Here is a 21,632-nt window from a genome sequence, read left to right on the forward strand (position 1 = left end):
TCGCCTGTACAGCTGGTCTCCCCCATGCGACTGTCAGCTGGAGAATCCATTTCCGCCCCCATGGCACCCATCCCCTCGACTGACTTGCCGGACAACATGCCCATGCCGTGAGGGACGAAAAGGATGGAATCCGGCCATTCACGCGAAGGAGTGCTGAAGCCTCGTGTAGCGCCCGATGATGGACGAGTGAGAGCACTAGGTGACGGACTGCTGTGGGACCTGACACCCGAGCAGGGATGGGACAGCCCGGATGCCGCCGTGCTGCTGCTCCCCGGAGTGGGGGGCAGCGCCGCGGACTTCGCGCACTGGCCCCGCCACCTCACCCCCGGATTCCGGATTCTGTCCGCTCGCTATCCGGGGAGGCAGACCGGTGGAGCGGCCCCCTCCCCCGATCCGGCAGCCGGCCTTGCCGGACTCGCCACCCAGCTTGCCGACCGGCTGATGCACCACGTCACGGAACCCCTGCTGATCTTCGGACAGAGCATGGGAGCGGCTCTGGGCTACGAGACCGCATGGCACCTCGCCCGTCACCGCCAGCCGGCCCTCACCCTCCATGCCTGCGCAGCCTTCTCTCCACCCGAATACGCGGACTTCGACCTGCACAGCCGGGCCATGGACGACGACACCCTGATCACCCTCGCCACCACTCTGGCCATCCCCCTGCCCCGGGGAGAACGCACACAGCGGCACCGAGAGGCACTACGGGCACTGCGTTCCGACCTCGCCCTGATCGATGCCTACGACTACGGCTCCTGCCCCAGGCCGCTGGAGTACCCGATCACCGTATGGAGTGCCCGCGACGACACCGTCATCCCGGCCGCCTCGGCACAACGGTGGCAGCCGATGACCCGTCACCCCCTGGCGCGCCGCGTTCTCCCCACGACTCACCACTGTCTCAACACCCTGCAGGCCATCGCACCGATCACCCGCGCTCTACGCCATGAAACTCTGTGATCTTCGTCTTGCGGCCATGGAGTACCTGAACGAGATGTTCCGTGCCGGCCAGCTCGACAGGCACGAGGCGGCGCAGGCGGTGGCCGTCGGTGGGTAGGTAGTCCGCGAGTCTGTAGCTGTCACCGGGATCGGATTTGGCACCGGAAGCGACCCATCGAGGTCGTGCGGCGTGAAAGGCGGTGGGGTGGACGGGCACGACCGGGTATCCGGCCTTGAGCAGACGGTCGGCGACCAGTCCACTGGAACGTTCGATGATGACGGGCAGTTCAGCCGGGGTGCCGTGGCTGGACAGTCGGGCCAAGGCGGCCGAGAAGTCGTCTTCGCTGTGCTGGAAGGCCCAGTGGTCGATCACGATGCCGCGGTCGTCAATGACGGTCACGTCGTGGCTGGCGCTGGCCCAGTCCCATCCGACGAACATCAATATCGTCCCTTCTGCCGGAGTTGGTGGCTGACTCCGCAGGTGACGAGACCCGGCTTCCGGTTCCTCATTGATCGGCCCTCGGTGGGGCATGTCCTTGACGCCGGTCTGACTATTCCGGCAAGGCCAGACGGCACGGAGTGAACATCCAGGCCGTCACCAGCCCGGCCGGCGAAATCATCTGGTACTCGCCCGCCCTGCCGGGCCGCACGGTGGACATCACCGCTGCACGCACCCACCACATCATTACCGTGTGTGAACGCCTGAAGATTCCCGTCCTGGCGGACAAAGCCTACGAAGGAGCCGGCGGAACCGTCTGCACACCGTTCAAACGGCACTGCGGCCGCGAGCTGACCATGTACCAGAAGAACGTCAACCGAGCACATTCCCGTCTCCGCAGCCCAGTCGAGCGGGCCTTCGCCCGACTCAAGTCCTGGCGGATCTTCCGCCGCGCCCGCTGCAGCCCCAACCGACTGACGTCAATGACCAAGGCCGTCCTCACCCTGGAGAGTCACCGCTGAAGAAGCTCAATGAGCCCTTTTCATACTGCGTTCCTGCAGATGAGAAGGGTGTGGATGGCGGCGACGATGCGTCCGACGCGGTTGGTTGAGCAACGGGCCCGGCGCAGGATCCGCCAGCGTTCGCCCGGGGCGCGCAGGCGGGCGTGGTCTTTGTTGTACTGCTGGTAGTGGGCGGGCAGGTCGCGGTGCCCGTAGTAGGGAGTACGCACAGTTGAGCCGGCGCCCTGGTAGGCGCGGTCGGCCAGGATCAGGATCTGCCGGGTGAGGCAGGCCTCGATGATCCCGTGGGCGCGGGCTGCGGTCAGGTCGTGCGTGCGGCCCGGCGTCGTCCTTGAGAACCACAGTGGAGTGCCGTCCGGGGCGGCGACGACCTGCACGTTCATCCCGTGCTTGCGGTGCTTTTGTGAGTAGTACGGTTCGTCCGCCGCGATGCGGTCCGTCGGGATGAGCGTGCCGTCGACGATGACGAAGTCGCCCTCGCCCAGGCCCACCAGGGCCTCGCGCAGGCCGGGTGTCCAGGAGGCCAGAATCTCGACGGTCTCGGTGATGTAGCGCCAGGCGGTCGTGGTCGAGATGCCGAAGCCGGCGGCCAGTGCGGGCAGTGTCTCGTTCTTGCGTAGATGGGTCAGGACCAGCAGGGCCTGCTTGAAACACCCCAACCGCCGCCATGGAGAACGCAGTTCACGCCTTCGGGCGTAGATGAGCCAGGAACGTGCTCAACCAGCTCATGCGGGACGTCGAGCATGGCAGGATACGGAACCAACAGAGCCCCCCGGCCGCTGGTGTGTTGAGTGAGATCACCACCCCAACGACGAGGGGCTCTGCCACGTCACCGACACCCTGTCTGACCAGGCCCTTTCACCCCTCAGCGACAGGATGAAAAGAGTTCAATGAGGCATCGGACGATTTCGCGTCGGGTCTTGCCCTCCTTGATGCGGCGTTCGTAGTAGTCCTGGGTGCGGGGGGAGGGCGACGCGCAGCCAGGTGAAGGCACAACGGCACGCCCCGACCGCAGCCGGATGGCTTCGTCAGAACCAGCACTCAACCTGGCCTGGACGCAGCCGGACCCACCACCTGACCGCAGCCCGAGCCCACGGCATCGTCGAAGCGTGCCCCACGAGGCAGATCCTGATCCTGGCCGACCGGGCGTACCAGGGCACCGGCGCCACGGTGCGCACCCCGTACTACCACCATGAACAGCCCGAGCAATACCAGCAGTTCAGCCGGGATCATGCCCGACTGCGGGCACCCGGCGAACGCGCCCTCGCCCGTCTGAGGTCCTGGCGCCTCCTACACAGGGCACGCTGTTCCACCCGTCGCATCGGCACAGCAGTCCAAGCCGTGCACACGCTGATGACCTGCACATATTCAGGACGAAAAGCGTTCAGTGGGCTCCTCAACCTACTAAAGAGCTCGTAACACGATCTTGTGGATGTTGTGCTGGCCAGCCGTGACCAGTACGACGATTACGCCGTTTGTGAGGTGTGGGGAACCGGCCGTGGATCGTGGAAGACGACTTGTGGGCACTGATCGAGCCGCTGCTGCCGCCCTGGCCGCAGAAGGCGCCCGGCTCGAGGCCGGTGGACGACCGGCTGTGTCTGCAGGGCATCCTGTACGTGCTCTACAACGACGTGAGCTGGCAACTGCTGCCACTGGAGCTGGGATTCGGCTCTGGCCAGACCTGCTGGCGCCGGCTGGGCCGATGGCATGAGGCCGGCGTCTTCGACCAATTGCACCGTCTCCTGCTCGCCGAACTGCACTCAGCTGACGAGCTGGACTGGTCCCGGGCCTGCGTGGATGCCTCCCACATCCGCGCGAAAACGGGGGCGAAGCAACCGGCCCGTCACCGGTCGACCGCGGGGAGACGGGCAGTAAGCACCATCTGATCTGCGATGGCAGAGGCACCCCGTTCAAGGTCATCACCACTGCGGCCAACGTCAACGACGTCGCACAGACCCTTGCCCTGGTCGACGGCATCCCGCCCGTGGCCGGTAAGCCCGGCCACCCGCGTCGTCGGCCTGACGCCGTGCTCGGCGACAAGGGCTACGACAGCAACCCCAACCGCCATGAACTGCGCAGGCGCCGGATCCTGCCGGTGATCTCCCGCAAGGGCGCCCCCAACATCCAGGGCCTGGGAAAGCTCCGCTATGTCGTCGAGCAGACCTTCTCGCTCCTGCAGCACTTCAAGCGCCTGGCCGTCCGCTGGGAACGACGCCTCGACCTGCACGACGCCTTCGTCTCCCTGGCCTGCGGCCTCATCTGCTGGAGACGCCTCAAGAAAGCCCGACCATGATCGTGTTACGAGCTCTAAAGGGGGTGATGGGGTTCTTACCCGAGTAGCATCACCGCAGTCAGGAGAGAGCCTTGATGAGCTCTTTGGCGAGTGGACCGGAGGAAGCGGGATTCTGCCCCGTGAAGAGGCTACGGTCGACGACCGTGTAGGGCTTCCAGGCTGGCCCCCGCGAGTACTGGGTCGGCAGCTTCTTCAACTCGTCCTCCAACAGCCACTTTGCTTTGTCGGCGAAGCCGACGCCAGCCTCCTCTTCGTTACAGAAACCCGTCAAGCGATAGTTCGCGAAGGGTGTGTGGCCGTTTGAATCACGGGTCGCGAGTAGAGCAGCCGGGGCGTGGCAGACAATGCCGAGTGGATTACCGGAAGCCAGTGCCTCTCGCAGCAGCGCCCCGGAGTCGGGGTCGACCGAGAGGTCTTCCATTGGGCCGTGGCCTCCGGGGTAGTAGACGCCTGCGTAGTCCTTGAGGTGCACTTCTTTGAGGGAGATGGGATGCCGGAGCTCATCCGCCGACTCGATGACGGCCTCCTGCCGGAGTGCGGTTTCCTCGCCGCCTGCCATGCGGGGCTCCAAGCTCATCGTGTCCACAACGGGAACGACGCCGCCCGGAGTTGCCACTGTGACCTCGTATCCGGCGTCGGTGAACACACTGTAAGGAGCCACGAACTCCTCGGCCCAGTACCCGGTAGGGTGTCGGTGCCCGTCCTTCAGGGTCCAGTAGCTCGCGCCGGTCAGCACGCAAAGGATCTTAGTCATACGACGCCCCTCTGGAAGACATTGCCCCCTGGATAGGGTATGAGTGACAGGCTTTAACCCATATCACAAGTGTGAGCGGGTATCTTGACATGTGCAACCCGATCGGCATCGCGAAAACGCCGACTAGTATTTCGTGCCACCATTTGGAAAATACGCGACAGGGGCACATCTGTTTTTGGCGATGAGTCGCCTCAGGTGCGATATGCGCTGTTCTCCCGGACGACCTCGCCAGCGTGGTCCTGCTCAGTGACGCACCCGCAGGGGCCCGCAGCTCTAATCAGCGGCCGAGTCGTCGTGAGATACCGGGCGGCCAGGTGATGTGAACCATCTGGTGCAACCGACTGAAGGCCATATGCGGTGCCAACCATCGGGCTCCGTGCCCTCCAGCCCGGCGAGAACCCCGCGCTCCGACAGCGACGGCCTGTCGAGCAGCCAACTAAACCGCCGCCGCTCATCCAGCACGACATCGGATGCGCGGCAAGCACGGACGCGCGAAGATGGTGATCTGCGGCATACGGCGGAACGCGGACCAGCACGCTTTCCATGGCTGAGGCCCCGTCCCGGTTCGCGTCGCCGACCGCACACGGCAATCGCGGCCGCTGTTGCCGACGCCTTCCGCACGATCCTCAGTGTTCCCAGTCGCCGAACATGCCAACTTCACCTTGTATGCCAAGGAAGTGGAAGCACATGACCCTCTCTGGAATCCTGGCATCCGGCAAGGGCAGACTGGCTCTCGGAGTGGCACTCCTCTCCGCCCTGACCTTGATGCCGACTCACGCCGCAGACGATCTCGGCAGGGCCCCCGCGGGCCAGAAGCCGACAGTGGTACTCGTACACGGCGCGTTCGCCGACGGGTCCAGCTGGACTGCAGTGGTGCAGCGCCTGGAGCAGGAGGGCTACCAGGTCATCGCCCCACCCAACACGCTGCGCGGCATACCCCAGGACTCGACATACCTGAACAGCCTCCTGAAAACCATCAAGGGACCGATCGTCCTCGTCGGACACTCCTACGCCGGCGAAGTGATCTCACAGGCAGCCACCGGCGTCGACAACGTCAAAGCACTCGTGTACATCAACGCGATCATGCCGGACAAGGGAGAGTCCTTCGCCAGCCTCTCCGGCAAGTTCCCCGCCGCCCCGCTCACCAAGGCGCTGAAGCAGGTCCCGTTCCGCAACGGCGAGGGCACCACGGGCACCGACGTGTACATCCAGCCCGCCAAACTCCACGCCACCTTCGCCCAGGACCTCTCCCAGCAGCAGGCGTCCGTCATGGCAGCGACACAGCGCCCGATCGCACAGTCGGCCTTCACCGACAAGCTCACCGAGGCAGCCTGGCGGGACAAGCCGGTCTACGTGCTCGTGGGCAAGCAGGACCGGGCCATCAACCCGAGCCTCGAGCGGTACGAGGCCAAACGCGCACGCGCACGCAAGACAGTGGAGATCAACTCTTCACACGTGTCCCTGGTCTCCCACCCCCAAGCCGTCACGGATCTCATCCTCAGCGCGGCCCACGACTCCGGCCACCAGTAGGTGAAAAGGCATGACCTGCCACAGCCGCGGGTTGCGGTTCTGCCTGCCCCGCGGCTCCCGCCGTCACAAACAACGGCCGGCAGCTCGCGGGACTGATCCAAACGGAGAGCGCCCCGGTCACACATGGTGGGCATCAAATCCTGGAAGGTCCGGCCGGCGACGGGCTCGCCGATAGCCTTCAACTGCCAGCCGCTTTCCGTGGGCGGCCGCTGCCGACCGCCGCTGTACCCCCCTCGCTCCAGTCCCGCAGCTGCCGCCAGCAGGGCACGCCCGACCTGTTTCAGCACCGCCAGTAAGGGCGACCAGGGCCCCTACCTCTTGCCTTTCCCGGCGCCGTGGGGCGCTGCGGCCGGTCGTTATCGGCTTGGCCTAGGCGTCGAGGGACTTCGCGGCCTCACGGATCACATCGAGGACGAAGTCGGGATGCGAGAGCATGGGAACGTGGCTGCTGTCCACGGGGCGGATTTTGGCGCCCATGCGCTCGGCGGCGGACCGCTCCAGGTCGGGGTGCACGGTGCGGTCGTTGTTGGCGACGATGTACCAGCTTGGCTTCGTCCGCCAGGCGGTGCCGGGAACTTGCTGGTTGAACAGGTCCGCCACTGGCACAGCGCCCGTCGCCAGGACGAGCTTCTGCTCCGCTTCCGGAAGGTCGCCGCAGAAGTGCGGGACACCTGAGGGCTTGAGCCACACACGGCCGTCAGCGACGTCGACGTGCTCGAAGATGGGCGTGCGGGGGAATTTGTCCTGCTGTTCCTGCGACGTCTCGTCCTCGTCCGGGGCGAGCGCGGCGATGTACACCAGAGCTCCGACGCGGCCGTGGGTGCCCGCTTTGGTGATCAGGGTCCCGCCGTAGGAGTGGCCGACCAGCACGATCGGGCCGGGGACGTGGTTGAGCGTGAAGTTGACGCATGCGACGTCGCTTTCGAGCGAGTCGAGGCCGTGCTGCGAGGCGAACACCTCGTGCCCTTCAGCCTGGAGCGTGGGGATGAGCTTGTTGAAGCACGACCCATCCGCCCAGAGTCCGTGGGCGAAGACAATGCTGGGCTTGCCCGCCATGACATTTCCTCCTACAGAGAGATTAAATATGTCATATTGGACCATATTGAATGTTCAGTGCCTATTTTATGTGATGGCCAGGCGTGTCACAGGCACCCCTATAACGGGGGGGGTCGGTAGAGACCGTCCTGACCAGGTTGAAGACCTCGCGGGCGGCATATCGCTTGAGGCATCGGATGATCTCACGACGGGTCTTGCCCTCCTGGGTGCGGCGTTCGTAGTACGCCTGGGTGCGCGGGTCGTGGCGCAGGCGGGTGAACACGATGCGGTGCAGCGCGGCATTCGCCTGCCGGTCGCCGCCGTGGTTGAGCCGCCGCGAGCTCCGGCCGCCCGAGGAGTACTCGATGGGGCTGACACCGCACAGAGCGGCGAAAGACGCCTCGGTGCTCAGCCGCTCGGGATTGTCGCCCATGGTGATCAGGAGCGTGACAGCGGAGTCCGGGCCGATACCCACCGGCGCGAGCAGCTGTGGGGCATGGCGTTCAACGAGCCCGGTCAGTTGCTGATTCAGCTGATCGATCTGCCCGGTGAGCTGCTCGATGCACTGAGCCAGCATGCTCAGCGTCATGAGAGTGGCCTCAGCTACGGTGTCCTCATCACCCCCGTCGGCCTCGCCCTCGCGCGGGCTGAGGCGTGCGCAGGTGCGGAACTGTTCGCGGTTGCCCAGGCTGGACAGTCGTTCCCGCAGGGCCGGGTCGGCTATGACCAGGACGGCCTTGAGCTGGTTGATCGCCTGGGTGCGGGCCTTGACCGCTGAGTCCTTGGCGAGTTTGAACATCCGGGCACTCTGCACCGGACCGTCGCCAGTTTTCGCCCGTGCCTGGGCGCGACCGCTGAGCACGGCCCGCGCGGCGGCCTGTGCGTCGAGCGGGGCTGATTTCCCGAGCAGACGGCGGGCCGAGCGGTCGGGTCGGTTCACCTCGAACACCGCGACATGCTGCGCCAGCAGGTAGCGCGACAGGCCCGCGCCGAAGGTACCGGTGCCTTCCACCCCGGCCCGCCGCACCGTCCCTGACTTGCGGGCCCAGGCGAGGAGCCGACGGTAGCCGACCGCCGTGGCCTGAAAGGACTTGGTGCCCAGGATCTGGCCCAGTGGGCAGACCACTGCGGCGACATGAGCCTCGCCGTGCGTGTCCACGCCCAAGACGACCTCGCCCCGAGCGGGCGGGCCTGTGCTGGTGGATGAGGTGCTGCGCTGTCTGGTCGTCATGGTGGTGTGCCTCCCGCGTGGTGATGTGCTGGGTGGCCGGCACCTGCCGGTCGGGCGGTCTGAACCGTGATGGCGCCTGAAAGACGGCAAGGCCCCTATGGGGACACGCCCTGTGGCTCGGTGGCAGCGCGCACCACCCGCAACGGCAGTCGACATGTCCGTGACGAGACACTTTGGTCAAAGATGTCATGAGTCAGACCCCGCACCGAATGGTGCTACGCAACCGTCCCGCTGTCCCCGGGGCAATCGCATGCCCCGACCGCTCCCGGGAGACTTCGTCCGAACCGGCAGTGAACCTGCGCTGGACGGGATAACGATGAGTTGACTCCTCGTCCACCCGTGACCGGCATTGACAGACAGCCCAGTGGTCCGCCCTACCAGCGGCCCCTCACCGGCCATCGCACGGGCGGCCTCGAACCCTCATCCTGGGTAAACTGCCAGCCGCAAGTCCCAGAATTAATACGCGAGTTCCCTCGTCGGCTTCCTCCAGCTCCTCCACGAGGTTGGGTGCTCGATACGGCATCGAAGCCGGTAGGCCCACGCCCCGCGCAAGACAACTCACCGGAGCCCGCCAAGGAAGTTCCGGGAGGCAATGCACACCACACCTGACGCATTGTCCGACGCGACAGATAACCTCATCGGGTGGCCCAAGACGTCGCTGCACCGTCGGGACGTGTGTGACTTCGCAGGCGCCAGGGGTGCTCCGGGGCGCGGTATCCGCGCCGGGTGTGCGCCTCCTTGGGTGGATGGGTGCTGACTGTTTTCGGAGGAACTGCTGGTGGCGCAGACCGACTTCCGTCTCGTCCAGACGGCGGTCATGGGAGGCCGGGATTCGGACCAGCCGGTCATCCTGCCCGAGGAGCCGCACAATCTGGATGAGTTCCGCCGCCAGTTCGGCAAGGACGACTTCTGGTGTGGGACGCTGCTCGGTGGCTGCGGCGAGCGGCTGATGACCAAGCGCTACGAAACGAAGGTCTGTCACTTCTCCCATTTCCCGGACCGCGACGGAACCCGGGCGGCTTGTCATCGCACGGCCAACGGCGTCGACAGCGCCGATCACCTGTTCGTCAAGGCGCACGTGACGCAGCGGCTGGCGGGCCAGGGGCACGCGGCGCAGGCCGAGTTGTGCAGCCTCGGGCACGGCCCCGGGGATGCCGTGGACTTCGTGCTGCGTGCCACGAATCAACGCCTGCGCTTCGAACTGCGGCCCAACGACTACCGCAGCTGGCGCGGAACGGCGGACAGCCTGGCCGGCAAGGAAGGGCACGTCGAGTGGGTCTTCGGGCTGGAGAGCGCCATCACCTGGGATATGATGGTCCGCTATGGCTATGCCCTGCGGGTGCGGTGCGAAACCGACGGCAACAGCCGCCGGGTTCTGATCGGCACCGTCACCGAGAACCGCCCCGTCGCCTGGTCCCCGCTCGAGCAGTGCCGGATGACCGGCGACGGCCTCATCACCCCCGACCTCGACGAACTGCGTAACCGCGGGCTGATCCGCGAGGGCGCCGCGCGCCACGACGCCGTGGCCGGCAGCCCGTCGTGCAGCCGCTGCCGGACTCCGGCCGGGGGCTTCGCCCCGGGAGCGGGACGTCGCTGTCCCGGCGTCCGGCACCGCTGCCGCCCACCCCGAAGGCGGCGAGGTACGAACACTGCTGGTGGGCGGCCTGTTCATGATGCGGACTGATGTTGACGGCGGGTGGGAGCCCCGCTAACTTCGCGGCATGCGGAAGCACTCCCTCGCCCTGACGACTCGCGGTCACATCGACCTCAAGCGAGTCTGTTCGGCTGCCTGTTGCTCCTGCTGAGGGCTTCGACCCCTCCTCCAGAGTCTCTTCCGCCTTGCGGGCCTACGCGCCCTAGCGGACTGGTACGGCCCGCCTGTGTGTCCTCACCCGGTGACAGCCGCCCTCCACGACTCGATCCATCCGAGTGCCGCTGACGGCCGTCGCGCGTGATCCCAACCCTTCGTTGGTCACGCGCAGTTGACACGCGCCGCCATGCCCTCCTCCTCCCCCCGAGGGGCAGCGGCTTCCCGCATCACACTGCTGAACCGGCGACGGTCTCGCACGCCCGGCGCACGGCGCGCTGGGACATGGCTCGTCGCTGTCCACGAACAGTCCCGAAACCCCCTACTCAGCTTCGGGCTTCAAAGAAGGAGCATCATGCGAAAGAGAACCTGGGCCGCACGGATGTCGCTCGCTGCGGCGGCGACCGCGGCACTCGCGGGCGCGGTGCCCTCGACCGGAGCCTGGGCGTCGGAGTCGGGCAGCCGCCCGCTTCCGCCGGTGAACGTCCTGGCCGACGAGGCGGGGACCGGCGGCGGGGACATCTTCGTCTCGCCGAACTCGGCCACGCGCAAGTACGCGAGTGGCGTGGAGATCCTCAGCCATGACGGCAAGAACGTCGTCTGGTCGCACGCGGTGCCGTCCGGGCAGGAGGCCGCCGACTTCCGCAAGCAGGCCTACCACGGCAAGCCGGTGCTGACCTGGTGGCAGGGCACCAACCTCGGCGGGCTCGCCAGCGGTGTCGACTACGTCTACAACGACCAATACCAGAAGATCGCCGAAGTCCGGGCCGGGAACGGCTACACCGCCGACGGTCACGAGTTCCTGATCACGCCGCGGAACACCGCGCTGATCCTGGCCTATAAGGAAGCCACCACCGACCTCACGTCCATCGGCGGCTCCGCTCACCAGAAGGTGATCAACGGGGTCGCCCAGGAGGTCGACATCCGCACCGGCAAGGTGCTGTTCCAGTGGAACAGCGCTGACCACGTGCCGTACGCGCAGAGCGAGCAGCCGCTGCCGTCCTCGGCGAAAACGCCGTGGGACTGGTTCCACATCAACGCCGTCAAGCTGGACGGCAAGGGGAAGCTGCTCATCGACGCGCGCAACACGTGGACCACGTACCAGGTGTCGCGGCACACCGGCAAGATCCTCTGGCAGCTCGGCGGCAAGGCGAGCTCGTTCAAGCTGAAGGCCGCGCCCGGCCAGGTACTGAACAAGGCCGGGAAGATCTTCGCCTGGCAGCATGACCCGGAGCCGCTCGGGAACGGCCTGTACACGCTCTTCGACAACGAGGCCGCAGGTGCCGCGAACACGGGCTCCGGGACCGTCCGGGAGCTGCCGTACAGCCGCGCGGTGACGGTGCGCCTGAACGCCAAGACCCACGAGGCGACACTGGTGCGTTCCGTCGATCAGCCGACGAAGCTCAGCGCCTCGTCCCAGGGGAACGCGCAGACGGTGCGCAACGGCGACCTTCTCGTCGGGTGGGGATCGCTGCCCTACGTCTCCGAGTTCAGTCGCTCCGGCAAGCTGCTCTTCGACGCTCAGTTCCCCACGGGGGTGAACACCTACCGGGCGTACCGGTTCGACTGGAAGTGACCGGGCGGGGCCCTGAGCACGGTCATGTCCCGCCGTGTTGTGTAGTCACTGGCCAAGCTGATTCGGTTCCGGCTGTGGAGGAAGCTGGTGGTCGTCGCCGGGCGGTTCGGGGTTGAGGAGTTCGGCCATGGAGCCTTCGGAGGGGTAGCGGCGGTCGAAGACCTGCCATTCGTCGTGGAGCTCGGCCAGGACCGCGGCGGCAAGCCGGTCGAGGGCCGCAGGGTGGGGAAAGACCTGGACGACGTCGGCTCGTCGTTTGATTTCCCGGTTCAGCCGCTCCAGCGGGTTCGTGGACCAGATCTTCTTCCAGTGGGCCGGTGGGAAGTCCGCGAACGCGGTGATGTCCCCGGCGGCGTCCACCAGCATGGTCTTGACCTGGGGGAACTGCCGTCCGAGCATGTCGGCGACCACGTTCAGCTGGGTGCGGACGGCCTCGGCGGTGGTCTGCGCGAAGATGGTGCGGATGGTGCCCGCCACCATCCTCCTGAGCCCTTTTCGATCACGCTGAAGACGTCTCGCACGAAGTGGACCCGGCATCGCTGCCAGGCGGCGCCGAGGAAGACGGTGCGGATCGCGGCCACGAGTCCGCTGTGGCTGTCGGAGATGACCAGCTGGACGTTGTCCAGGCCGCGGGCCCGTAAGGATCGCAGGAACTTCGTCCAGAACGGCTTCGACTCGCTGTCGCCGACCATCAGGCCGAGGATCTCGCGGTGGCCGGTGGCGGAGATCCCGGTGGCGATGACCACGGCCTGGGAGACGATCCGGTGGTTCACCCTGGCCTTGCAGTAGGTGGCGTCCAGGAAGACGTAGGGAAAGACCGTGTGATCCAACGGCCGTTCCTTGAACGCTTCGAGTTCGGCATCGAGCTCGCCGCAGATCCGAGACACCTCCGGCTTGGAGATCCCCGAGTCCGCACCGAGGGCTTTGACCAGGTCGTCCACGCTGCGGGTGGACACGCCGTGCACGTATGCCTCCATCACCACGGCGAACAGGGCCCGGTCGATCCGCCGGCGCCGCTCCAGCAGAGAGGGGAAGAACGATCCGGTCCGCACCTTGGGGATCTTCAGGTCCAGATCGCCGGCCTGCGTGCTCAGCAGCCTCTCGCGGTGGCCGTTGCGCCAGGTCGTGCGCTGGTCGGAGTGCTCGCCCGGGGCGGCGCCGATGGCCTCGGTCGCCTCGGCCTCGATGAGCCCCTGCAGGATGCGTTGGCACAGCACCCTGATCGTCTCAACTCCGTCGGCCGTACGTAGTGACTGAAGCAGCCGCATCAGGTCAGACTGGGACAAGGCCATCGTGCGCTCCTCCGGTCGAACTGCCCGTTCACCAGGGAGACTTGCGCGGTGGCCTGCCCCTGGTTCAGGGAGCAGACACCGACAGCGAGTGCACGCCCCGGGCAGACACCCGCGCGTTCGCGACACCCGGCCGGCTACACCACTCGGCGGGACACCATCCCCCGCAAGGAGCCTCAGGCCGCTAGGCCACAAACTTGCGACAGGACCGCATGCGCATGCGAACCCACGCCTGTCGGCCACAAGCTGGACCAGCGGAGAAATTGCCAACCTGCTCGGGGCCCAAGCAGCCACCATCGGCCTGATACCTCAGTCAGGTGTGTCGGCCCCTACCTCGTCACCCCGAAGGGCTGCGAGGACGCTCCCACCCTGGGAAGGCACCGTGTCGTCAGCGTCCTCCGAAGCTGACGACACGGTCTTGCAGGAGGCTCAAAGACGCTTTCTTAACCCGGGCCCATCCTGAACGCGGAGACCCCCGCCGGAACGAGCCGACAGGGATCCACGTCAGTCACCGCAGTCACATGCGTGTCACCAACAGGGTGGACGCAGTTGCACCACAAGGACCTGACCAGGCCAAACGCTCCCGCCCTGGACCACACGGACGCCAGAAGACGGTTCCGCCTACCTGTGCCACGTGGTACCCAGTGAGGGACCCAGGATCAGGACGGGGGCCTCTTCCGGCCCGTCAAAGCGGTACTGCAGGGTGTTCGGTGGTGTCTCGCTCACCCGCCCGAGCCTCTCATCTGTCACGACAGCCCCTCTGAGCGGGGTCCTGGCTGTAGCTGACTGACCAGGTGGAAGACCTCTCGGGCCGCGTAGCGTTTAAGGCATCGGGCGATTTGCGTCGGGTCCTGCCATCCTTCCTGTTCCTGCGGCGTTCGTGGTAGTCCTTGGTGCGCGGGTCGACGCACAGTTGAGTCTGCACGATTCGGTGCAGAGCAGCGTTGGCGTGGCGTCGCCGCCACGGTTGAGACGACGGTATGGCCGACCGCCCGAGGAACGCTCGGCGGGGCTGACGTCGCACAGCGGCGAAGGACGCCTCACTTCGCAGGCGTTCCGCCCGACCTGCCATCAGCCGTCGGCAGGGGGCGAGCCGGCGCCCGGGCGGCCGCGTGACGGACTTGCCGGACCCGAATACGCGGCTTCAGTGGATGTGATGGCCATCGGCTCGCCGTATCTTTTGGTCCTCACCGGTGGGTGTGCCATGGCGGCAGCCCCAGCGCTCGGCGAGTTGGGCAACGAGGAGCAGGCCGCTTCCGCCCTCGTCGGTGGTGCGAGCGCGGCGCAGACGGGGTTGGGCGCTGTTGGAGTCGGTGACCTCACAGACCAGAACGTGGTGGCGGATCAGTCGCAGTTCCGCCGGCGAACGGTGCACCTACGGACGGGCCTGGACCGACATCACGTATGGGTACGGGCTCAGCATCATGGAACGCGAGAAGGAGGCGCTCGCCTCGATGATCAACACCTGCGACTGACGCCTCTGGCCGGCCCTGCCCCGCGCCGGCCCCTGACCACCGCACCGCCTTCCGCGCCGCCTCGGCTGAGACGGGACGGTCATGTGTCTGGGCGCCGATCCACCCTGCCCCGTTGACCGCGGCCGTCCGTCAGCTGAGCCCGAGCGTCCAGTCGGTGGCGATCGCCTTCTGCGCTGCGGCGAGCGTGACCTTGCCGGAGCAGACCGCGGTGTGCAACCGGGTCTCGACCGGGTCCTTCTTGTTGTTGATCCCGCCGCCGGGCTTATGGCCCGGATCGGGCGGTGGATGCGGAACCGTCCGGGGGATCCTGAGTCGGGAATGACCATTCCGGTCCTTCACGGCCCAGTGCAGCCCAGGTAGTTGCGGGCCGGGAACTTGCGATTCAGGCGTGGCGGTGACGAGCGCGGTCCAGGTACTCGGACAGCTCATGCCAGTCGTCAGCCGGAGCACCGGGGATCTCCCGACATGGTGGCCTGATGGTCATGCCAGGCAGCCCCAACCCGAAGCATCGTTGCCCGCTCGACTCAGGTGTCGAGGAGTTCCGGCACGAAGATGTCCTCGCACGTCATCCGGCGCTTCGACAGGCCCTGCTCGTGGTGGTAGCGCAAGAAGGTGTCGATGGCCCTGCGGTTCGCGCCGATCCCGTAGGGCCACCAGTCGTCGCCGAGCAGCCGACGGTTCTTTTCGAACAGCGCGCTGAACCACGGCGTGATGACGCCCATGTGCTGCTTCGCGGCGTCGTCGAGGTACTTCCGCTCGGCGAGTTCCTTGGCTTCCGTGAAGGCGTCGTAGACGGCTCGCGTGAGGCCCCGACGCTGTGCCAGTTCCCTGCGGATCGCGACGATGTGCATCGGGGGGAAGATCCCGGTGCGACGGTAGTAGTCGCGCTCCACAGCCTCGTAGTCGGGGAACAGGCGGGCGACCTTCGGCGAGCCCTCCAGCACCGCCTGCGGCACGTCGATGGAGATCAGTGCGTCGATCTCTCCGGATTCGAGCATGGCGCCCAGGGTCTGGCCGTCCTCCGCGTGGCGCACGTCGACGCCGTCCGGGACGGGCTGCGGGACCCAGTCGAAGGCGGGGAGGGGGCGGTTGGTGCCGCCGATGACCCAGCGGCACTGGTCCGGGGTCACGCCGTACTCGTCAGCAAGGATGCCCTTCGGCCAGATCCCGGCGTCGTGGCCGTAGAGCCCGAACTCGCCGACGGTCCTGCCGACGAGGTCTTGCGGCTTCTCGACCCCGCTGGTGGTGTTCACGAAGATCGCCGAGTGGCGGAAGTTGCGATTGGGCAGGATCGGCAGCGCCAGGAACGGCGCATCGTCGAGGTCGAAGGTGCGCAGGAAGTAGGTGAGACCGAACTCGGCAAGGTCGTAGTACCCCTCGACGGCGCGACGGAAGATGTCCGACACGAGCGGCGCCGTCTCGAACACCGCGTCCACCCCGTCGACCGCGACCCGGCCGTCGAACAGTGCCTCCGTGTGCTCGTAGGCGTAGATGCCGATGTTCAGCTGCGTGCTCATCAGTGGATCTCCCATCGGGGAGTACATGGGAAGGCCAGCTTCCGTAAATGATCGTTCACCTTTTATGGTGGCCCCAGAGCAGTCGAGCCGTCAAGATGAATGTTCATTCACGATGAGAGGGATCGCCATGCCGCGCATCACAGCCGAGCGCCGCGAGGCCAAGCGCGCCGAGATCGTCGCGGCGGCCCGCCGCTGCTTCTCCCGCGACGGGTTCCACCAGACCTCAATGCCGGACATCGCCGCGGAGGCGGGCGTCTCGGCCGGCGCGCCCTACCGCTACTTCACGAGCAAGGAGGAGATCATCCTCGCTATTGCGGGCGACGCGTTCCGGCTGATCTTCGAACCGGTTGAGCGGCTGGCCGAGGGCACGGACGCCCCGGCCGTCGCGGAACTGGTGGCCGCCGCGCTCGACACGATCAGCGGCCGGACAGTGCAGGACGCGGCGGGGCACACGGTCGCAGTCGACGAGCTGCTGCGCTGCGCCGTGCAGGCGTGGTCGGAGATGCTGCGCAACGACGAGGTTCGTGGCCCGGCCACCGAGGGCTTCGAGAAGGTCCGCGCCAGCATCGCCGACGCGCTGCGCCGCGGCCGGGCCGCGGGCGCGGTGCCCGCCACCATGGACCCGGACCGCGGCGCCCGCGTGGTGATGGCACTGCTGCACGGATTCCTGCTCCAGCGCGTGGCCTTCGGACTCACGGACACGGCCGGCTTCGCAGACGACCTGCGCGCCGGGCTGATCCTGTGACGGGCGATGACCGCGCCAAGCCGGCCCGATCGGCTCAGGCAGCGCGACGCGGGCATCACAGCGGACGGACACCGGCGCATTGATCCCCACACCGCGCGTCGCGGTAGCTCACGCGAAGCACAGGAGTGCGGGACCGGTCCTTCGTCGGACCACCTCGTCCCACGGCCGGTGATCATCCACAACCTTGATCCACTTTCACAGCGGACGGTGGTACGCGCGGTAATGCCCAGGGCCTGCGCCAGGAGCGGGGCCTCGACGCGTGCAGCCAGGTGCAGCAGGACCCTTGCCCGTCCCGGTCCGGGAGGAAGGCTGAGTGTGCGCAGACGGACTACGGCCCGGGCGTGGCTGAGTGGCTGACCTGCCGACCTGCCTTCGCGCCGGGGAAGAGCCAACCGCCGGTGGCGATTGCGGTTCCGGTGCGCGGGAGGCAGCCGTGCTTGAGGTGCTGGATCGCGAGTTGGTCGAGGATCGGGGGGAGGTGGATCTCGGTCTTGCCGAGCTTGAGGTGGACCTCGGTGTCTGCGTCGTCGTTGTGGCACCTGTCAGCTACGGTCCGGGCCTGGTCACGCGGCTGCGTGCGCTCGGCGTCGCGCGGGTAGACCTGGCACTCGACGTCGCCGGAGCGGGCTCGCTGGATGAACTCGTCACCATCACCGGCGAGGCGGCGACGACGGTCACCCTTGCGGACTTCACCGGACCGGGTCGCGGGGTGCGGCTCTCCCGCAGCCAGTACGCCGGCGAGGCGGACTGGCTGCCACGGACTCGCCCTTGCCGCCGCGCTCTCCCGCCAAGGACGCTTCCGCGTTCCCGTGCAGGAGACCTTCCCGGCCGCACGGGCCGCCGCGGCTCACGCAGCCGCCGCTCGGGGCCTCGGCAGGGCAAGATCGTCCTCGACCTCGCCAGGCTTCCCGGTGCAGGCTGACGGCGGCGCGCACGGCTCGCTGCCGCAGGCCTGCGGTGCAAGCGGCGAGGCGGCGCGCGGGGGGGCGCCCTCGTTCCGGTCCTGGTGTTCATACGGTGGTTTCGGCGGCCTCCTGGTGCAGGGGCAACCGGTCGTGCCGGGAAGCCGCCGAAACGCCCTGCGCCTCGTTACCGGTTCAAGATCCGGGCGGAGAGCAGGTTCGGATCGGTGGCGGTGAAGTAGGCGGCGTTCGCGATGTACACCGTGTCGCCGCGGCGGGCAAGGGAGGTGGGGTTCTGCAGTCCGTCGTCGGCGGTGAGGACCACGGTGTGCGAGCCGTCGGTGCGGACGAGTTCGACCTCGTTGCCCTGGTTGTTGGTGACCAGGACGTCATCGTCGTCGCCGGTGAAGGCGAAGTCGTCCACCGTGCCCAGACCGGTGGCGACGGTGCGGACCGCGCCGGGCCCGCCGTGGCAGCCGATCGGGATGCGCAGCAGTGTTCCCCGGTCCATGTTGGTGACCCAGACCGCGTCGTCGCGGATCTTCAGCCCGTTGGCACCGAAGTTGCCGGGGCCGGCCGCAAGATCAGGGGATTCCTGCCAGACGGTCGCTGCTCCGCCGGTGAGCGGGATGCGCCAGACGGCGCCGAGGGCGGAGTCGCTCGCGTAGAGGAATCCGTGGTGAAGGGCCAGGCCGTTGGGGACGCTTGTGCCGGGCATGGCGGCCACCCGGCTCGGGCTGCCGCCGGGCGGGATCCGCCACAGCCCGGTGAGGTCGTCGGTGCCCGCCGAGTAAAGGACGTACAGGGTGCCGTCCGGGAGACGGACGATGCCGCCGACGAAGGCGCGGCCGGTGAGCGGCGCACTGGTCCCGTCCGGCGGGGCGGGGAGAGTGGCCAGGACGTCCAGGCCGCCGTCCGGGGTGAGCCGGTCGATCTGGTGGGAGAAGGACATGGTCAGGTCGATGGAGCCGTCCGGCTCGATCGTCAGGTTCTCCGGCTGCCGGCCGGCCGCCAGGTCGAGGTGCCTGACCACCCGGACGTCGTCGAGCGGTGGAGTGGCCGCGGACGCCGGTATGGCGAGGCCCGCGACGGCGGCGGTCAGTGCCGCAGCGAGGATCGAAGTCCTGCCGATGTTGTGCACGGGGTTGTCTCCTTGGTCGTCCCGCGCCCAGGGCGATGCGGGAAGTAGTGAGGTGAGGTGGTCGGCGGGTGTCGGCACGGCAGTACCGACACCCGCCGGGCCCTGGTTCGGACGGCATCCCACCCCGTGGGGCCGGTATGTTCTCAGCGCTTGCCGTGGGCTTCGACCGAGAGCGGCTCCCAGCTGCGCCAGGTCTCCAGCCGCGTCCGGTACTCGGCGGTCGCGGTGGCGAGTGGTCCGTCACCGAGGAAGACCCGCAGCGGCGGCTCGGCCTCGTCGACGAGCCGGAGCACGGCGGCCCGGGTGGCGGCCGGGTCGCCGAGCGTCCCGTGGCGCCGCCGCCTGGCCTGCTGCACGTGCGTCAGGAGCTCGGTGTACGCCGGGTGGGGCGTCGCGGTGCGCACGGACGGGCCGCCGAAGTCGGTGGCGTACGCGGCGGGTTCGATCAGCGTGACCTTGATGCCGAACGGTGCGACTTCCTGAGCCAGCGACTGGCTGAGGCCTTCCAAGGCCCATTTCGAGGCGGCGTACATGCCGGTGTTGGGGAAGGCGCAGACGCCGCTGATCGAGCTGACCTGCAGGATGTGTCCCGAGCCCTGCGCGCGCAGGAGGGGCAGCGCGGCCTGCGTGACCCAGAGAGCGCCGAACAGGTTCGTGTCCAGCTGGTCGCGGGCTTCGGATTCGTTGATTTCCTCGATCATGCCGAACTGCCCGTAGCCGGCGTTGTTGACGACGACGTCGAGCCGGCCGAAGTGCTCGTGCGCCGCCCGCACGGCCGCGAAAGCGGCGGCGCGGTCGATGACGTCGAGCCGCTGCGGGAGGACCAGGTCGCCGTACGCCGCGGCGAGGTCGGCGAGTGCGGCGGTGTCCCGGGCCGTCGCGGCCACCCGGTCGCCGCGTTCGAGGGCGGCGGTCGCCCACTCGCGCCCGAAGCCCCTTGCGGCGCCGGTGATGAACCAGATCTTGCTCATGTGTGCTCCAGTTACAGGTGGTGTGCCGGCTCGGGCAGGCCTGCGCCGGTGTCTGGCGGCGCGGATGAATGGCGGCGGTGGGCGGGGCCGGCCGACCTCGGCGTGTCAGGCGACATCCGCCATGTGCGCGGCCTCGGCCGCCCGTACGGCGTCCGCCGACGCCTGGGCGCGCGCCGTCCACTGGCCGTGGGCCCACATCAGCAGGCCGGCCAGCGGCAGCACCGTCCCGAAGGCACAGACGCCGGACCATCCGTAGGCGGTGTGCAGTGCGCCGGCGACGGCGGAGGAGGTGGCGCCGCCGACGAAGACGGTAGTCATGAAGACGGTGTTGATCCGGGCTCGGGCATCGGCGCGCAGGGCGTAGATCTCGGCCTGGCTCAGCACCTGGTGGCACTGCACGGCGAAGTCCAGCAGCACTGCGGCAACGGCGAGCAGCGGCACGCTGCCGTGCCCGAGCGCGGCGAGCACGAACGCGCACGAGGCGAGCAGCAGCGCGACGCCGCTGGCGGTTCGACCGTGCCCACGATCGGCGATCCGCCCGGCGACCGGCGCGGCGGCAGCACCGCCGGCACCGACCAGCGCGAACAGGGCGATCTGGACCTGGCCGAAGTGGTGCTCGTCGATGAGCTCGTAGGCGATGGCCGTCCAGAACGTGGTGAACGCGCCGAACATCGTCGCCTGGCACAGGGCCCGGCGACGCAGCACGGGCTCGCTGCGCACCAGCCCGCCCAGGCTGGCCAACAGCGCGACGTAGCCGGCCGCGTGGTCCGGCGCGCGCTGCGGCAGCAGCCGGCGCAGGACGACGGCGAGGGCGAGCATCACGACCGCGGAGATCACGTAGATCGCACGCCAGCCGAGCAGGTCAGCGACCAGGCTCGACACCGTCCGCGCGAGCAGAATGCCGGTCAGCAGACCGCTCATGACCCGGCCGACGACCTTGCCACGCTGGTCGGCTGGGGCCAGGTGAGCCGCCAACGGCACGAGGACCTGCGCGACCACGGACGTGGTCCCCACCAGCACCGAGACGGCGAGGAACATCCCGAACACCGGGCTCACCGCAGCCAGTAGCAGCGCGGTCGCCGTCACGAGCAGCGTCCGCGTCGCGAGCCTGCGGTTCTCGACCAGGTCGCCGAGCGGCAGCACGAACAGCAGGCCGAGGGCGTACCCGGTCTGGGTCAGCGTCACCACGGTCGTGGCCGCGCCCTGGCTGACGCCGAAGGAGCCGGCGACGAGGTCGAGCAGCGGCTGCGCGTAGTAGAGATTGGCGACGGTCAGCCCGCAGGCCACCGCCAGAACCAGTGTCAGCGCGGGGTTCATCCGCCGCGGTGCGGCCTTCTCGGGCACACCCACCAACTGACGCATATCTGTTCACCTTCCGGACGTTGTTCCGGAAGCAACGCTAGGAAGGCGGCGGCCGACGAAGAAGGGTGTGTTGCACCCCCTCCCAGCCAGGGTGCGACACACCCAGGCTCT

At 67.8% G+C, this 21,632-nt stretch carries 18 protein-coding genes and 4 pseudogenes; 10 read left to right on the forward strand and 12 right to left on the reverse strand.

Going from position 1 to position 21,632, the window contains the following annotated elements:
* Positions 1-186 precede the first annotated feature (186 nt).
* Positions 187-954 (forward strand): thioesterase II family protein, encoded by a 768-nt coding sequence (locus tag AB5L52_RS09715; RefSeq protein ID WP_369363396.1) that lies wholly within the window; start codon positions 187-189, stop codon positions 952-954.
* Here AB5L52_RS09715 and AB5L52_RS09720 read toward each other — a convergent pair.
* Positions 923-1,372, reverse strand: coding sequence for a transposase (locus AB5L52_RS09720; protein ID WP_369363398.1), 450 nt, complete (start codon positions 1,370-1,372; stop codon positions 923-925). The genes AB5L52_RS09715 and AB5L52_RS09720 overlap by 32 nt on opposite strands.
* 104 nt (positions 1,373-1,476) lie before the next feature.
* On the opposite strand from AB5L52_RS09720, the pseudogene AB5L52_RS09725 reads away from it, so the two are divergent.
* Positions 1,477-1,893 (forward strand): annotated as a pseudogene (locus AB5L52_RS09725) (transposase family protein); the annotation flags it as partial.
* Positions 1,894-1,913: 20 nt separating this feature from the next.
* Here the strand turns inward: AB5L52_RS09725 and AB5L52_RS09730 are convergent.
* Positions 1,914-2,697, reverse strand: a pseudogene (locus AB5L52_RS09730) (transposase family protein).
* Positions 2,698-2,877: 180 nt separating this feature from the next.
* Here AB5L52_RS09730 and AB5L52_RS09735 point away from each other — a divergent pair.
* Positions 2,878-3,312 carry a transposase family protein gene (locus AB5L52_RS09735; protein WP_351579504.1) on the forward strand — a complete coding sequence of 145 codons (435 nt, stop codon included), beginning with the start codon at positions 2,878-2,880 and terminating at the stop codon, positions 3,310-3,312.
* Between the two features lie 65 nt (positions 3,313-3,377).
* A protein-coding gene (locus AB5L52_RS09740; RefSeq protein ID WP_369363399.1) for an IS5 family transposase occupies positions 3,378-4,186 on the forward strand; the annotation gives its coding sequence in 2 pieces (ribosomal slippage) (positions 3,378-3,695 and positions 3,698-4,186; 807 coding nt in all).
* A 58-nt stretch (positions 4,187-4,244) separates the two neighbouring features.
* Here the strand turns inward: AB5L52_RS09740 and AB5L52_RS09745 are convergent.
* Positions 4,245-4,940, reverse strand: a complete 696-nt coding sequence (locus tag AB5L52_RS09745) for a type 1 glutamine amidotransferase domain-containing protein (protein WP_351579510.1) — start codon at positions 4,938-4,940, stop codon at positions 4,245-4,247.
* Positions 4,941-5,627: 687 nt separating this feature from the next.
* Between AB5L52_RS09745 and AB5L52_RS09750 the strand changes: the two genes are divergently transcribed.
* On the forward strand, positions 5,628-6,470 hold the full coding sequence (locus AB5L52_RS09750; RefSeq protein ID WP_351579513.1) for an alpha/beta hydrolase: 843 nt from the start codon (positions 5,628-5,630) through the stop codon (positions 6,468-6,470).
* A gap of 369 nt (positions 6,471-6,839) precedes the next feature.
* Here AB5L52_RS09750 and AB5L52_RS09755 read toward each other — a convergent pair whose 3' ends face one another.
* Both AB5L52_RS09755 and AB5L52_RS09760 read right to left on the reverse strand, forming a co-directional pair.
* Complete coding sequence (locus AB5L52_RS09755) at positions 6,840-7,526, reverse strand: alpha/beta hydrolase (RefSeq protein WP_351579516.1); 687 nt, start codon at positions 7,524-7,526, stop codon at positions 6,840-6,842.
* A 61-nt stretch (positions 7,527-7,587) separates the two neighbouring features.
* On the reverse strand, positions 7,588-8,664 hold the full coding sequence (locus AB5L52_RS09760; protein ID WP_369363402.1) for an IS110 family transposase: 1,077 nt from the start codon (positions 8,662-8,664) through the stop codon (positions 7,588-7,590).
* 850 nt (positions 8,665-9,514) lie between these two features.
* Between AB5L52_RS09760 and AB5L52_RS09765 the strand changes: the two genes are divergently transcribed.
* Together AB5L52_RS09765 and AB5L52_RS09770 are read left to right on the forward strand one after the other, a co-directional pair.
* A complete protein-coding gene (locus tag AB5L52_RS09765) occupies positions 9,515-10,420 on the forward strand; it encodes a hypothetical protein (RefSeq protein WP_351579522.1) in 906 nt (301 codons plus the stop codon).
* A 478-nt stretch (positions 10,421-10,898) separates the two neighbouring features.
* Positions 10,899-12,119, forward strand: coding sequence for an arylsulfotransferase family protein (locus tag AB5L52_RS09770; protein WP_369363404.1), 1,221 nt, complete (start codon positions 10,899-10,901; stop codon positions 12,117-12,119).
* Positions 12,120-12,164: 45 nt separating this feature from the next.
* Here AB5L52_RS09770 and AB5L52_RS09775 read toward each other — a convergent pair.
* Positions 12,165-13,411 (reverse strand): annotated as a pseudogene (locus tag AB5L52_RS09775) (IS256 family transposase).
* A gap of 1,141 nt (positions 13,412-14,552) precedes the next feature.
* Positions 14,553-14,774, reverse strand: a pseudogene (locus AB5L52_RS09780) (hypothetical protein); the annotation flags it as partial.
* Here AB5L52_RS09780 and AB5L52_RS09785 point away from each other — a divergent pair.
* Positions 14,722-14,883 (forward strand): hypothetical protein, encoded by a 162-nt coding sequence (locus tag AB5L52_RS09785; protein WP_369369089.1) that lies wholly within the window; start codon positions 14,722-14,724, stop codon positions 14,881-14,883. The pseudogene AB5L52_RS09780 and the gene AB5L52_RS09785 overlap by 53 nt on opposite strands.
* Before the next feature lie 129 nt (positions 14,884-15,012).
* Here the strand turns inward: AB5L52_RS09785 and AB5L52_RS09790 are convergent, their stop codons facing one another.
* Complete coding sequence (locus AB5L52_RS09790; RefSeq protein ID WP_351574591.1) at positions 15,013-15,333, reverse strand: hypothetical protein; 321 nt, start codon at positions 15,331-15,333, stop codon at positions 15,013-15,015.
* A gap of 74 nt (positions 15,334-15,407) precedes the next feature.
* Positions 15,408-16,400: a 4,5-dihydroxyphthalate decarboxylase gene (locus tag AB5L52_RS09795; protein WP_369363406.1), complete on the reverse strand. Its 993-nt coding sequence runs from the start codon at positions 16,398-16,400 to the stop codon at positions 15,408-15,410.
* 127 nt (positions 16,401-16,527) lie between these two features.
* Here AB5L52_RS09795 and AB5L52_RS09800 point away from each other — a divergent pair, with 127 nt between their 5' ends.
* Positions 16,528-17,145, forward strand: coding sequence for a helix-turn-helix domain-containing protein (locus tag AB5L52_RS09800; RefSeq protein WP_351574416.1), 618 nt, complete (start codon positions 16,528-16,530; stop codon positions 17,143-17,145).
* A 433-nt stretch (positions 17,146-17,578) separates the two neighbouring features.
* Positions 17,579-18,067, forward strand: a complete 489-nt coding sequence (locus AB5L52_RS09805; protein ID WP_369363408.1) for a hypothetical protein — start codon at positions 17,579-17,581, stop codon at positions 18,065-18,067.
* A gap of 167 nt (positions 18,068-18,234) precedes the next feature.
* Here the strand turns inward: AB5L52_RS09805 and AB5L52_RS09810 are convergent, their stop codons facing one another.
* The 3 genes from AB5L52_RS09810 to AB5L52_RS09820 form a co-directional block, all read right to left on the reverse strand.
* A complete protein-coding gene (locus AB5L52_RS09810) occupies positions 18,235-19,188 on the reverse strand; it encodes a hypothetical protein (RefSeq protein WP_351574422.1) in 954 nt (317 codons plus the stop codon).
* A gap of 143 nt (positions 19,189-19,331) precedes the next feature.
* Positions 19,332-20,159, reverse strand: coding sequence for an SDR family NAD(P)-dependent oxidoreductase (locus AB5L52_RS09815; protein ID WP_351574425.1), 828 nt, complete (start codon positions 20,157-20,159; stop codon positions 19,332-19,334).
* 105 nt (positions 20,160-20,264) lie between these two features.
* Positions 20,265-21,521, reverse strand: a complete 1,257-nt coding sequence (locus AB5L52_RS09820) for an MFS transporter (RefSeq protein WP_369363411.1) — start codon at positions 21,519-21,521, stop codon at positions 20,265-20,267.
* Positions 21,522-21,632: the final 111 nt, after the last annotated feature.

The organism is Streptomyces sp. CG4, from assembly GCF_041080655.1.
GTDB lineage: Bacteria > Actinomycetota > Actinomycetes > Streptomycetales > Streptomycetaceae > Streptomyces.